This is a genomic window from Alphaproteobacteria bacterium (assembly GCA_017308135.1).
Taxonomy (GTDB): Bacteria; Pseudomonadota; Alphaproteobacteria; order CACIAM-22H2; family CACIAM-22H2; genus Tagaea.
Map to the genome: position 1 here is coordinate 23,025 of JAFKFM010000008.1, position 12,769 is coordinate 35,793.

At 65.6% G+C, this 12,769-nt stretch carries 13 protein-coding genes; 5 read left to right on the forward strand and 8 right to left on the reverse strand.

The annotated features are described in order from the left end of the window. Nucleotide 1: 1 nt before the first annotated feature. Nucleotides 2-850 (reverse strand): SDR family NAD(P)-dependent oxidoreductase, encoded by an 849-nt coding sequence (locus J0H39_08295; protein MBN9496741.1) that lies wholly within the window; start codon nt 848-850, stop codon nt 2-4. A 119-nt stretch (nt 851-969) separates the two neighbouring features. On the opposite strand from J0H39_08295, the gene J0H39_08300 reads away from it, so the two are divergent. Beyond that, complete coding sequence (locus J0H39_08300) at nt 970-1,857, forward strand: LysR family transcriptional regulator (GenBank protein ID MBN9496742.1); 888 nt, start codon at nt 970-972, stop codon at nt 1,855-1,857. An 11-nt stretch (nt 1,858-1,868) separates the two neighbouring features. On the opposite strand, the gene J0H39_08305 is transcribed toward J0H39_08300, so the two are convergent. Beyond that, complete coding sequence (locus J0H39_08305; protein MBN9496743.1) at nt 1,869-3,053, reverse strand: acetyl-CoA C-acetyltransferase; 1,185 nt, start codon at nt 3,051-3,053, stop codon at nt 1,869-1,871. Between the two features lie 75 nt (nt 3,054-3,128). On the opposite strand from J0H39_08305, the gene J0H39_08310 reads away from it, so the two are divergent. After that, nucleotides 3,129-3,620: a helix-turn-helix transcriptional regulator gene (locus J0H39_08310; protein ID MBN9496744.1), complete on the forward strand. Its 492-nt coding sequence runs from the start codon at nt 3,129-3,131 to the stop codon at nt 3,618-3,620. Beyond that, nucleotides 3,617-4,975, forward strand: a complete 1,359-nt coding sequence (locus J0H39_08315) for an MATE family efflux transporter (protein ID MBN9496745.1) — start codon at nt 3,617-3,619, stop codon at nt 4,973-4,975. Before J0H39_08310 ends, J0H39_08315 begins: the two co-directional genes overlap by 4 nt. 7 nt (nt 4,976-4,982) lie before the next feature. Here the strand turns inward: J0H39_08315 and J0H39_08320 are convergent, their stop codons facing one another. Continuing rightward, nucleotides 4,983-5,720 (reverse strand): Asp/Glu/hydantoin racemase, encoded by a 738-nt coding sequence (locus J0H39_08320; protein ID MBN9496746.1) that lies wholly within the window; start codon nt 5,718-5,720, stop codon nt 4,983-4,985. Between the two features lie 34 nt (nt 5,721-5,754). On the opposite strand from J0H39_08320, the gene J0H39_08325 reads away from it, so the two are divergent. Together J0H39_08325 and J0H39_08330 are read left to right on the forward strand one after the other, a co-directional pair. After that, on the forward strand, nt 5,755-7,260 hold the full coding sequence (locus J0H39_08325) for an amidohydrolase family protein (protein ID MBN9496747.1): 1,506 nt from the start codon (nt 5,755-5,757) through the stop codon (nt 7,258-7,260). Then, on the forward strand, nt 7,257-8,063 hold the full coding sequence (locus tag J0H39_08330) for a beta-lactamase family protein (protein MBN9496748.1): 807 nt from the start codon (nt 7,257-7,259) through the stop codon (nt 8,061-8,063). The genes J0H39_08325 and J0H39_08330 overlap by 4 nt, the downstream gene beginning before the upstream one ends. On the opposite strand, the gene J0H39_08335 is transcribed toward J0H39_08330, so the two are convergent. Genes J0H39_08335 through J0H39_08355 form a run of 5 tightly spaced genes read right to left on the reverse strand, consistent with a single transcriptional unit; the run spans nt 8,060 to nt 12,605 of the window. Then, nucleotides 8,060-8,803, reverse strand: coding sequence for a hypothetical protein (locus J0H39_08335; protein ID MBN9496749.1), 744 nt, complete (start codon nt 8,801-8,803; stop codon nt 8,060-8,062). The two genes, J0H39_08330 and J0H39_08335, sit on opposite strands and share 4 nt — an antisense overlap. Continuing rightward, nucleotides 8,803-9,603: an ABC transporter permease gene (locus J0H39_08340; protein MBN9496750.1), complete on the reverse strand. Its 801-nt coding sequence runs from the start codon at nt 9,601-9,603 to the stop codon at nt 8,803-8,805. The genes J0H39_08335 and J0H39_08340 overlap by 1 nt, the downstream gene beginning before the upstream one ends. Next, nucleotides 9,600-10,430: an ABC transporter permease gene (locus J0H39_08345; GenBank protein ID MBN9496751.1), complete on the reverse strand. Its 831-nt coding sequence runs from the start codon at nt 10,428-10,430 to the stop codon at nt 9,600-9,602. The genes J0H39_08340 and J0H39_08345 overlap by 4 nt, the downstream gene beginning before the upstream one ends. Nucleotides 10,431-10,432: 2 nt before the next feature. Beyond that, the gene (locus J0H39_08350; protein ID MBN9496752.1) at nt 10,433-11,521 is read right to left on the reverse strand and encodes an ABC transporter ATP-binding protein; all 1,089 of its coding nucleotides are present in this window, start codon (nt 11,519-11,521) and stop codon (nt 10,433-10,435) included. Nucleotides 11,522-11,546: 25 nt separating this feature from the next. After that, nucleotides 11,547-12,605: an extracellular solute-binding protein gene (locus J0H39_08355; GenBank protein ID MBN9496753.1), complete on the reverse strand. Its 1,059-nt coding sequence runs from the start codon at nt 12,603-12,605 to the stop codon at nt 11,547-11,549. Nucleotides 12,606-12,769: the final 164 nt, after the last annotated feature.

Sequence of the window (12,769 nt, forward strand, 5' to 3'; positions counted from 1 at the left end):
CTCACGCGGCCTGCGGTGCCGCGAAATCGGTCGAGATCGCGACCGAACGCCATTTGTCGAGGATCGCGGCGTCGTCCTGGTGCTTGGCCGCGATCGCCGCCACCGTGTCGCTGCCCAAAGGCAGCCGGACGGGCGGGTTGGGCGCATCGGCGAAGGCGACGATGCTGCGCGCCAGCTTTTCCGGATCGCCCGGCTGATTGTGGCTGATCTCCGCCGCCACCTGGCGCACCTTGCCGGCGGTCGCGTCGTAATCCGGAATCCGGACCTGACTGACCGACAGCGAGGTCGCATCGAGGAAGTCGGTGCGGAAATAACCGGGCTCGATCACCGTCACATGGATGCCGAGTGGGGCGAGTTCGTCGTGCAGCGCTTCCGACAATCCCTCGACCGCGAATTTGGTCGAGCAATAGACGCCGAACCCCGCGCCGCCGCGATAGCCGCCGATCGAGGATATGTTCAGCACGCGCCCCGAACGCTGGCGGCGCATATGCGGCAGCACCGCGCGCGTCACGGCCAGAAGGCCGAACACGTTGGTGCGATAAAGCGCTTCGATTTCGCGCGCCGTGGCTTCCTCGACCGCGCCCAGCAGACCGAAGCCCGCGTTGTTCAGCAACACGTCGATCCGGCCAAAGCGTTCGACCGCGTGCTGGGCGGCGGCGCGCGCTTGCGCCTCGTCGGTCACGTCGAGTTTCAGCGCCAGCAGATTGGGGTGATGGCCGAGCGTTTCGTCGATGGTCGCGGGATTGCGCGCCGTGGCGACGACATAGTCGCCCTGGGCCAGGGCCCGGCTGGCGATCCGCGCACCGAAGCCGCGCGAGGCGCCGGTGATGAACCAAGTCTTGGGCTGCATTTTCTGTCTCCTTTTTCGATCGGTGGGGATCGTCCCCGTCCGTGCGAAAAGGGATACGCCCGGATAACTGATGAGATAATAGACTATTAAATACGTGAAGTAGTGAGTATAACTCATCAATGGATCGGATCGACCCCAGCGATTTGGCCGGGTTTCTGGCGATCGCGAAGCATCGCAGCTTCCGCCAGGCGGCGAACGAGCGCGGCTGCACGCCGTCGGCCTTGAGCCATTCGTTGCGCCTGCTGGAGGAACGGCTGGGCGTACGCTTGGTCAATCGCACGACGCGCAGCGTGGCGCTGACCGAGGCGGGGCGGCGTTTGCAAGCGCGCGTCGCACCGGCGTTTCGCGACATCGCCGACGCGATCGACGATCTGAACATGTTCCGGGATTCGCCGGCGGGCACGCTGCGCCTCAACACCGCCAACGCCGCCGTGCAGATCGTCGTACTGCCCTTCGTCGCGCGCTTCCTCGACGCCTATCCGGGCGTCAATGTCGAGATCGACATCGACAGCGCGTTGATCGACATCGTCGCCAAGGGTTACGACGCGGGCATTCGCTTCGGCGAAACCTTGGCGCAGGACATGATCGCGATGCCGCTGGGCCCGCGCCAGCGCGCGGCGATCGTGGCGTCGCCCGAATTTTTCCATCGCCATCCGAAACCGAAAACGCCCGCCGATCTGAAATCGTTGCCCTGCGTGCGTTTCCGCTTGGGCAGCGGGCGCGTTTACAACTGGGAGTTCGAACGCGGCGGCAAGGAAACGAAGGTCGAAGTCGAAGGCCGCTTGACGCTCGACGAGTTGAGTCTGTGCGTCCAGGCCGCGGTCGAAGGCGTGGGGATCACCTACGCGTTCGAAGCCCAGGTCGCCGAGCATTTGGTGGCGGGGCGGCTGGTGCGCGTGCTGGAGGATTGGTGCCCGGAATTTCCGGGCTTCTATCTCTACTACCCCAGCCGCCGGCAATTGCCCGCGGCCTTGCGCGCCTTCGTCGAATTCGCGAAATCCGCGTAAGACCGTCGGGGCTAGAGCGTTTCCAGCGCCAAAGCGATGCCTTGGCCGCCGCCGATGCACAAGGTGACGATGCCGTTGCGCAGGCCGTCGCGCTTCATCGAATGCAGCAGGCGCGTGGTCAGTACGGCGCCCGTGGCGCCGATCGGATGGCCATGCGCGATCGCGCCGCCGTCGACATTGACGATATCGGGCGGCAGGCCAAGCTCGCGCATCACCGCAAGCGGGACGGCCGCGAAGGCTTCGTTGATCTCGACGCGTTCGACGTCGGAAAGTTTCCAGCCCGCCTTGTCGAGCGCTTTGCGCACCGCCGGGACGGGGCCGATCCCGAACATCCCCGGCTCGACCGCCGCGACGCCGTAGCCCGCCAGGCGCGCGACCGGCTCGATCCCGGCCTTGTCGGCGGCGTCGCGCGACGCGACGATCATCGCGGCCGCACCGCTATTGAGGCCGGGCGAATTGCCGGCGGTGATCGTGCCGTCGGCGCGGAAGGCGGGTTTGAGCTTCGCGAGCACGTCGATCGTCGTGTCGGGGCGCGGCGCTTCGTCCCGCCCGAAAACTTCCACGCCTTTGCGCGTTTTGAGTTCGACCGGCACGATCTCCGCATCGAACTTGCCCGCACTTCGTGCGGCGGCGAAACGTTGCTGCGAGCGCGCGGCGAATGCGTCCTGCGTTTCGCGGGTCAATCCGTATTTCGCGGCGAGGTCTTCGGTGTGCCAGCCCGAATGCTTGCCCGAGAACGCATCATGCAGCCCGTCGGTGAGCATCGAATCGAGAATCTCCGCCGGGCCCATGCGATAGCCCCAGCGCCCGTTGTCGAGCAGATAGGGCGCGCGATCCATGTTCTCCATCCCGCCCGCGACGATGAAATCGGCATCTCCCGCCGCGATTTCCAATGCGGCCGAAACCACGGCTTGCGCGCCCGAACCGCAGACGCGGTTGACGGTCAGGGCCGGGATTGACACGGGCACATTCGCCCCGATCGCCGCCTGGCGGGCCGGATTCATCTTGTTGCCGGCCTGGATGACGTTGCCCATGACGACGGCGCCCAGCTTGTCGGCGCCGAGCCCCGCGCGCCGCAATGTCTCGCGCACGACCAGCGCGCCAAGTTCGGTCGCCGGCACGGTTTTCAGCGCGCCGTTGAACGCGCCGATCGCGGTGCGGATTGGGGCGGCGAGGACGATGTCGGGGCGGCGCATGATTTTCTCCATCTAGTTACTTGCATAATGATAGTAATGGGGTCATATCCCCGCAAGACCGGCGGAGAAAGAAAGATGAAGCGCAAGAGTTTCAAGCGGATGACCTGCCCGATCGCGCGCGGATTGGAACGCGTGGGCGAATGGTGGAGCATTCTGATCCTGCGCGATGCCTTCGCGGGGCTGAAACGCTTCGACGAATTCCAGGATAGTCTGGGGATCGCGCCCAACATGCTCACGCGCCGGCTAAAGGCGCTGGTCGCTTCGGGCCTGCTGGAGAAGCGCCGCTATAGCGAACGGCCCGCGCGTTACGAATACGTGCTCACACCGCGCGGCCGCGATTTCCGCTCCGTCCTGACCATGATGATGGAATGGGGCAACAAGCATTTCGCGCCCGAGGGCAAGAGCGTGCGGCTGATCCATGTGTCGACGGGGCGGGAGGCCGAACCGATCCTGGTTGACCGTGTGTCGGGCTTGCCGATCGCCGCACCGGAATTCCGCATGGCGGCGGGCCCCGCCGCCAATGAACGCACAAGGCGGCGTTATGAAGGCGCGGAGGGCGTGCGATGACGGCCGCGACCGCGACGATGGATCCGCGCACGCGCCGCTTGTTGGAAGCGCCGATCGTACCGCTGCTGCTGCGTATGGCGTGGCCCAATGTGCTGATCATGATCGCGCAGGCTTCGACCGGGCTGATCGAAACCTGGTGGCTCGCCAAGCTCGGCACCGACGCGCTGGCCGGCATGGCCCTGGTCTTCCCGCCCTTCATGCTGATGACGATGATCTCGGCGGGCGCGATGGGCGGGGGCATATCTTCCGCCGTCGCGCGCGCCTTGGGGGCCGGTAAGCGCGACGCGGCCGACGCGATCGTGCTGCATGCCGTCGTCGTCAATCTTGCCTTGGCGCTGGTCTTCGCGATCGTGTTCCTGGCCTTCGGCCGCGACATCTATCGCGCGATGGGCGGGACCGGCGGCGAATTGGAGGCGGCCCTCGTCTATTCCGACATCGTTTTCGCGGGCGGCGTGTTCGTCTGGGTGTCGAACGCGCTGGCGAGCGTCATCCGCGGCACGGGCAATATGCTGTTCCCGGCGATCGTCACCTCGATCGGCGTGGCGTTCCTGATCCCGGCGTCGCCGTTGCTGATTTTCGGCGTCGGCCCGATCCCGGCCTTGGGCGTGGCGGGCGGCGGGCTCGCCGTCGTGATCTTTTTCGCCGGCGCCACGCTCGCCTTCGCCTGGTACATCCTGACGGGGCGCAACGCCGCAAGGCTGCGTTGGGTCAAGCTGCGCTGGACGCCGATCGCCGACATTCTGCGGATCGGCGCGTTTTCGGCCATTTCGTCGATCCTGACGACGCTGGTGATCGCGGGCGCGACGGCGCTGGTGGCGCATGAAGCCGGGGCCGACGCCGTGGCCGGTTTCGGCACGGGCGCACGGCTCGAATATCTTCTGATCCCGCTGATCTTCGGCATCGGCGCGCCGATGGTGGCGCTGGTCGGCACCAATATCGGGGCCGGCAACCGCGACCGCGCGCTATCGATCGCGATGGTCGGCGGCGCGCTCGCCTTCGCGGTGACGGAAGCGATCGGCATCGTCGCCGCGATCTGGCCCGAAACATGGCTCGGCCTGTTCAGCGTCGCGCCCGCGATGATCGAAACCGGCAGCGCCTATCTACGCATCGTCGGGCCGTTCTACGGTTTCTTCGGCCTGGGGCTCGCGCTCTATTTCGCCTCGCAAGGGGCGGGGCGGCTCTTCTGGCCGTTGCTCGGCGGGCTCCTGCGCGTGGCGATCGCGTTGGGCGGCAGCGTGATCGCGTTGCGTCTCGGCGCGCCGATCGACTGGATCTTCGTATGTCTTGCTGCCGCACTCGCGGCCTACGGCATCGTGGTCGCGGTTGCCGTGCGCGGCGGCGCGTGGTTCCGATGAACGCCGATCACGGAATCTCGAACAAACGTCCCCAACTCTGCACGCGCGACGGTTTCTCGCCGATCAGACGCAGGCCGGTCCACACCGCCGTCGCGACCGTGTCGAGAACGGGGATGCCGAGTTCGCGTTCGAGTTCCGCCGCGATTTTGCCGCCGCGCATATTGGTGCACAGGATGACGATCGCGTCGGGCTTGGCGGCCGCAACCTCGCGGATCAGCCGGGCGATCGTCGCTTCGTCGATCTCGGCGAAGGCGTAGTTGACGCGCTCGCCCGTGTGCCGCTCAGCGGCGCAGGTCAGGCCTTCGCGTTCGAAATTGGCGACGATCTTCGCCTGCACATCGTCGAGATAGGGCGAGACGAGGCCGTAGCGTTTTACGCCGAACGCGCGGAACAACTCCATCAGTGCCAGGACCGACGTGCCGGCCTTGGCGCCGGTGCGTTCCGCGATTCGCGCGCAAAGCCGCCGGTCCGCATCGAGGCCCAGCCAGCTTGCCGACGTGCCGTTCCACACGATGGCGCCCGCGCGCGCATCAGCCAGCAATTCGGCGGCGGCCAAGATCGGCGTATCGTCGAACTGCGCCAGCGCCTTTTCGCCCAGCGAAATCTCCGTCACCCGGAAGCGGCCGAAATGCGCGGTCACGTCCGGCAGGCTCGCCAGCATCGCGGCGGTGACGGGTTCGAGCACCGTGTTGGAGGACGGCGTGAGCATGCCGATATGCTTGCGCGCAGACGGAAGGGGGGCCATGGAATCGTCGTTCTGTGTTAAAAGAGCCGCGACCATGACCCACGATTTGCTGATCCGCAACGCCCGAATCGTATCGCCCACGCGGCCGCGTTCGCTCATTCCCGCCGATATCCTGATCCGCGACGGCAAGATCGCCGCGATCGGCAAAGTCGCCGATCCGCCGCCGGGCGTCGAGGTCGTGCAGGCCGAGGGCAAGCTGGCGCTGCCGGGCCTGATCAACGCGCATGTGCATTCGCCCGGCAATCTGATGCGCGGCTGCCTCGATTCCTATCCGCTCGAAGTTTTCATGCTCTACGAGGTGCCGCCGCTGGCCGATAGCGCCACGGCCGGGCGGCTCGCCTATCTGCGCACGGCGCTGGGGGCGATCGAGATGCTGAAGCTTGGCATCACCACGGTCCTCGACGACGCGTTTTTCGTACCGACCGTGTCGCCCGACGCGATCGATGCGGTGATGACCGCCTATCGCGATTCGGGCATGCGCGCGACGGTCGCCCTCGATCAGCCCAATATCGTCGAATACGAGAAGCAGCCGTTTCTGGCCGAGTTGATCGACGCCGAAACGCGGGCGGCGATGGACGCCGCCCCCCGCCAATCGGCCGACGAATTGATGGCATGCTACGCCCATCTTGTCGGCAAATGGCACGGGGCCGCGCGCGGGCGTTTGGGCGCGGCCGTTTCGTGTTCGGCCCCGCATCGCGTGACGAAGGATTATTTTGGCCGCTTGTCGGCGCTGTCGCGCGAGCGCGATCTGCCGTTCTTCGTCCATATCCTGGAGACCAAGACGCAGCGTGTGTTCGGCGAGGAAAAGCTCGGCAAATCCCTCGTCAAATACGTGAACGATCTCGGCTTCCTGGATGAGCGCATGCTCGTCATCCACGCGATCTGGATCGACGACGAGGATATCGCCGTGCTGGCGAAATCGGGCTGCACGGTCGCGCATAACCCGATCTGCAATCTGCGCCTGGGCAGCGGCATCATGCCGTGGCGGCGTTTGCGCAACGCGGGCGTGCCCATCGCCATCGGCACGGACGAAGCGACGGTCGACGACACGCATAATCTTTGGCTCGCGGCCAAGGCGGCGGGGCTCGTTCACAATATCGCGCGCGAGGATTGGCGCGAATGGCCGTCCGCGCCGGAAGTTCTCGATGCGTTGTTCGACGGCGGGGCGCGTGCGGCCCGGCGCAATGAAAAACTCGGCAAGCTGGAGGTCGGGGCGGCGGGCGACGTGATCCTCGTCGATCTGGAAACGCCCGCCTTCGTGCCGCTCAACGATATCGAACGCCAGCTCGTGTTCTGCGAAACGGGTTCGTCGGTGCGCGACGTGATCGTCGACGGCGAGTTGGTCGTCCATAACGGCCGCTTGCTGACGCTGGACGAGAAGGCGATCTACGCAGAAATCGCCGAACTCACGCCCAAGCTCGCGGCCGATATGGCCGCGTTGCGCGTCGAGGCCACCAAGCTCGAGCCCGCCTATCGCGAAATGTATCAGCGCGCGATGGCGCGCGACGTGGGCCTGCAACGGCGCGGCGGGCAGGGGTGATCCCGGGTTACGCGCGGATCGAAGCCGGTCGCATCGTCGAAACGCGCGGCGATGCGCGCTTTTTCCAAGCGGCGTCGCTGGGCAAGATGGTGACCGCCGCGCTCGCGTTACGCCATCTCGATCTCGATGCGCCCGTCGCAACGGCAACCTGGACGCCGCCCTTCGACGCCGCCGATATCACGATCCGCGACGTGTTGATGCACCGCGCCGGCCTGTCCGTGCCCGATTATCCCGGCCGCGAACCCGATGCGCCCGTGCCTACATTGGCGCAATCCTTGGATGGGATCGGTGCGCCCGGACCCCTGCGCCGGACGGGACCGAATGGGCGCTTCGCCTATTCGGGCGGCGGCTATACTTGGCTGCAATTGGCGATCGAGGAAACGGCGGGCCGCAGCTTCGACGATCTGGTTCGCGAATGGGATTTGTGGGCCAACCCGACGGGCCTGTCATGCGAAACCGGACACGACGCGGCAGGCAATTCGCTGCCGTTCTATCGTTACGACGGCGCGGCGGCGGGGTTGCTCGCCACACCGTCCGCCTTCGCGCGTTTCATGATCGATGCGCCACTTGCGCACCTCGCCGAGGCGACGATCGAAACCGGCGGGGTCGACGGGCTATGGCCGCGTTACGGCTTGGGCGTCGAGATCGATAACGGCGTGATCGGCCATCACGGGATCAATCGCGGCTGGCGCGCTTTGGCGGCGTTCGATCCGGCGACGCGCGACGGGCTCGTGCTGTTTGCGAACCGCGACGGCGCGGAGGCCGAGTTGGAAGACGCCTATCGCGCGTGGCGCCGGCGTTAGAGCTTGAACACGCCGCCCCACGCGGCGGCGGCGGGCGAAGGGTCGACGCCCAGCATCTTCAACGCCTTCCAGATCACGATCGATGTCGCGTCGTGGAAGGGAATGCCCGTCTCGCCCTCGATTTCCGCCGCCACGATCGCGGCAGGGTAGTTCGTGCACCAGCCGATCAATACGTCGGGCTTCGCCTTGGCGGCGTCGCGCGCCTGCTCGCGGATCGTATCGAGCGGCACGAAGGCGTAGCTGAGATTGTCAGTGAGCCGCAGATTGGACCGCGACACGGTCTCGAACCCCAATGCCGCGAAATTCGCTTCGACCTTCGCTTGATACGGGTCGAGATAGGGTGTCACGAAGCCGATGCGTTTCGCACCCAGCGCGTTCAGCGCATCGATCTGCGCGAACAGCGACGTGGTCGCCGGACAACCGGCCGTTTCGGACAGGCGCTGGACGAGTTCCCCTTCGACCTTATGGCCGACCGAGCCGCCCTTGCTGCCGTTCCACACGATCACGCCCGGCTTGGCATGGCCGAGCAGTTCGGCGGCGCGGGTCATCGATTGCCAATCGTAGCTGCCGGGGAATGGGTCGCTGGTGCCGAATACGGGCGTGCGCGAATGCAGCGGCACGACCGCGGGGAAATGCGACAGCACGCCGGCGGTCACGCGCTCGACGACGTTGTTACCGGACGGTGTCACCACCGCCAGATATTTGTTCTGGGCGAGAAAACGTTCGGTCGGCGTGGGCATTACATCTCCGCGATTTTGCGCAGGCCGACCATACGTTCGCAGAGCAACAACAGCAACAAGACCAAGCCGATCAACAGGCTGGAAATCGCCGCGATCGTCGGGTCGGGCTGTTCTTCGACCAGATTCAGCATCTGGATCGGCAGCGTCTTCGTCCACGCGTTGGTGAAAAAGATCGACACCGCGTAGTTGTCCATCGACGCGAGGAACGCGAAGATTCCCGACGTGAGGAAGGCGGGCGCCAAGTTCGGGATCAGCACGCGCGTCACGGCTTGCGGCGCCGAACAGCCCAGCGTACGCGCCGCGTCGATCAGCGAGAAATCGAACAGCGTCAGCGCCGAATAGAGCGTGCGCGCGATATAGGGAATGGTGATGACGACATGGGCGAGGGCGAGGCTCAGCCACACGTCGCGCAACCCGGCGTAGCGGAAGGCCTGCAGGAAGGCGATGCCGAGCACGAGGCCCGGCAGCATCAAAGGCGAGGTCAGGAACGCGGCGATCGCTTCGCGGCCCGCAAAGCGCCCGCGCGCCAGCGCCGTCGCCGCCATGCCGCCGATCAACATCGAAACCAGTGTGGCGACCGCCGCGATCTGCGCCGAGACGATCAGCGAGCTCGACAATCCGCGCACATTCATCAAACGTTGATACCAGCGCATCGACCAGCCGGGCGGGGGCAGGGTGAAGAGATTGCTCGAGCCGAACGACACGACGATGGCGACGACCAGCGGGGTCAGCAGGAAGATGACCGTCGCGGCGGCAATCGCCCAGACCGCGACATTGGCGGTGCGTTCGGTCAGGGTCATCGCGAATCTCCCTTGCCGCGCGAGAGCAGCGCGCTGCACGCCACGATGGCGACCGCCAGGAACAGCAGGATCGTCGCGGTCGTCGCGCCCAGCGCCTCGTTACGCATCAGCAGGAAGGCGCGGCCGGTCAGCGTCGCCAGCGTTTGGAAGCGGTCGCCGATCAGCAGGCTGGGAATGACGTACATCGATGTGGCGAGCGAGAACACGATCGACACGCCGCCGACGATGCCCGGCATGGCGAGCGGCAGCGCCACGTTGAAGAAGCGGAACACGGGCGGTGCGCCCAGCGTCGCGGCCGCGTCCTGCAAATTCGGGTCGGCGAGTTTCAGCACCGAATAGATCGGCAGGATCATAAAGGGCAGGAACACGTTCGCGGCCCCCATGACGAGGCCGTGTTCGGTGAACAGCAGCAATTTGGGTTCGTCCCAAACGCCGGTCGCGACGAGAATGGCGGCGACAATGCCGTCGCGGCGCAGCACGATCTGCCAGGCGAAGGTCTTGACGACCACGCCGACCGACAGCGGCAGGATGATCGCGATCAGCATCGCCACTTGAACCGCGCCCTTGGAGCGCGCGAGGGCGACCGCCGTGGGATAGCCGAGAGCGAGGCACACGACCGTCGTCCAGAAGGCGACGCGCAGCGTGTTGCCGATGACGACCCAGTTGAACGGCTCGGACAGGAAGCTCGAGTAGTTCGACAGCGTGAAACCATCCGCGCCCATGAAGCCGCGCGCGACCAGCACCACGACCGGGATGGCGAACACGATCACCATATAGATCGCCGCCGGCAACGCCAGCAGCAGGACCGGATCGAAGCGGAGCTTCATCGTCATGCGGCTTGGGCCTCGGCGGGATAGATCAACGTGTCTTCCAAACGCCACCACAAGGTCGTTTGCGTGCCGATGGCAAGGCCCGGCGGCAAAGCGCTGGTTTCGACCATCGCACTCGCGCCATTCGCGCCGGCGAGCAGCACATGGATGCGCGAGCCTTGGAAGATGATCTCCTTCACCTCGGCGTCGATATAATTGACCGCCTCGTTCGCGGGCGGGGCGCCCAGCGCGATGCGTTCGGGCCGCACGGCGAGGGTGACGGCGGAGCCGCGCGTATAACCGGCCTGGACGAAGATGCGGCCGAACGCGGTGTCGACCGCCAGAATATCGCCTTCGGCGGGACCGGCCGTGCCGGCGATGCGCGTCGAATGGCCGACGAACTCGAGCACGAAGCCGGTCTTGGGCTTGTGATAGATGTCGAGCGGCGTCGCGAATTGCTCGATCGCGCCGCGGCTCATCACAGCGACGCGATCGGACATGACCAACGCTTCCTCCTGGTCATGCGTGACCAGAACGGTCGTGATGCCGAGCGAGCGCAGCAGGCCTTTCAGCTCGATCTGCATATTTTCGCGCAGCTTGCGATCGAGGGCCGAGAACGGCTCGTCGAGCAGCATCAGTTTGGGGGCGACCGCAAGCGCGCGGGCGACCGCCACGCGCTGTTGCTGGCCGCCGGACAAGCCCCGCACCGGCCGATCGGCGAAGGCCGTCATGTGCACGAGGCCGAGGAATTTTTCGATCGTCGCCTTGTGCTGGTCCTTCGGCACTTTGCGCGCGCGCAAGCCGAAGCGCACATTCTCGGCGACCGAGAGATGCGGGAATAGCGCGTAGTTCTGGAACACGACGCCGACGTCGCGCAGATGCGGCGGCGTATTCGTGATGTCCTTGCCGTCGAGTTTGACGACGCCTTGATCGGGGCTCATCAGCCCAGAGACGATGCGCAGCAACGTGGTTTTGCCGCAGCCCGAAGGCCCGAGGAGAGAGACGAACTCCCCTCGGGCGATCTTGATATCCACGCCGTTGAGCACGCGATGGCCGGCGAAGGATTTCTCCGCGCCGCCGACATCGAGAAATCCTTCGTTTCCGGTCATCGTATGCTTCTTCGTGTAGCTTCGATCAGAGCGACATTTCCTTATCCCAGCGGGTCACCCAGCTGGCGCGATTGGCCGACACATTCGCCCAATCGATCGGGTGGATGACCAGCTTGTCGAGACCGGCGGGGGCCGGCACCTTGCCGTTGGTCGGCAAGGCGTAGGTCGCGGCGGCCAGCTGCGCCTGGATTTCCGGGCTCAGCATCAGATCGATGTAAGCGGCCGCCATTTCGGGCATCGGACCGTCCTTGACCAGCGCCACGCCCGACGGCATCGAGAACGTGCCTTCCTTGGGGGCGGCCAACTCGATCGGTGCGCCGCGCGCCTTGCGCGCCAGCGCCAGGGTCGAGATCGAGCCGTAGACCATGAACGCTTCGCCCTGTTCGAGCAGATTGTAGGCTTGGCCTTCCTGCGTATAGGCCATCAGCAGGTTCGGCTTCATTTCCTTCAGCTTGGCGAAGGCCGCGTCCATATCCTTCTGCGCTTCGGCCATCGGCTTGCCGGTCTTGAGGAATGAGGCGAGGAACAGGTTCATCACGCCTTCGGTGTTCTGCAGGCCCGGCAGGATGACGCGGCTCTTGTACTTGGGATCGTAGGCTTCGGCCCACGAGGCCGGTGCGGCCATGCGGTTCGTGTTGTAGGCGATGCCGACCCAGGGCTGCAGGTAGTTGACCCACATGCCGTCCATATGCGTGACACCCGGCTTCAGCGACGCGGCGTTCGGCACGACCTTGGGCAGCGGCGTCAGCAGGCCTTCGGCGACGGCGGTGATCATCACCGGATCGTCCATCTGGACGAGCGACAGATATTGGCTGCCCTTGTTCTTTTGCATCTTCTCGAGGTTCACGAGCGAGCGCGTGCCCTCGTACACGACCTTGATGTTGTACTTCTTCTCGAAGGCCGGGATCATGATCTCGTTGGTCCAGGTCTGTTGGCTGGACGCACCGCCGACGACCATTTCCTTGGGCTGGGCGCGGACGATCGCGGGGGCGGCGAGAATGCCGGCGCCGGCGAGCGACGCGGCAAGGAAGCCGCGCCGATTCAGAGAAGAATGGCGCAGGGCGAGGCGGGTCGGTTCGGTCATGAAGCTCTCCTGATCTGGATGGGCGCCCGTTTTCGGGCGGCGCGGGATGGGGCGACGCGTGCTGATGTCGGGATGGATGAGCAATGCGTGTGCCACAGGGCGCCAGAGGCCGTTTTTCGGGCGTCCTTGCCGTCTCGCCGCTGGATTGGATACAATCATGTGTC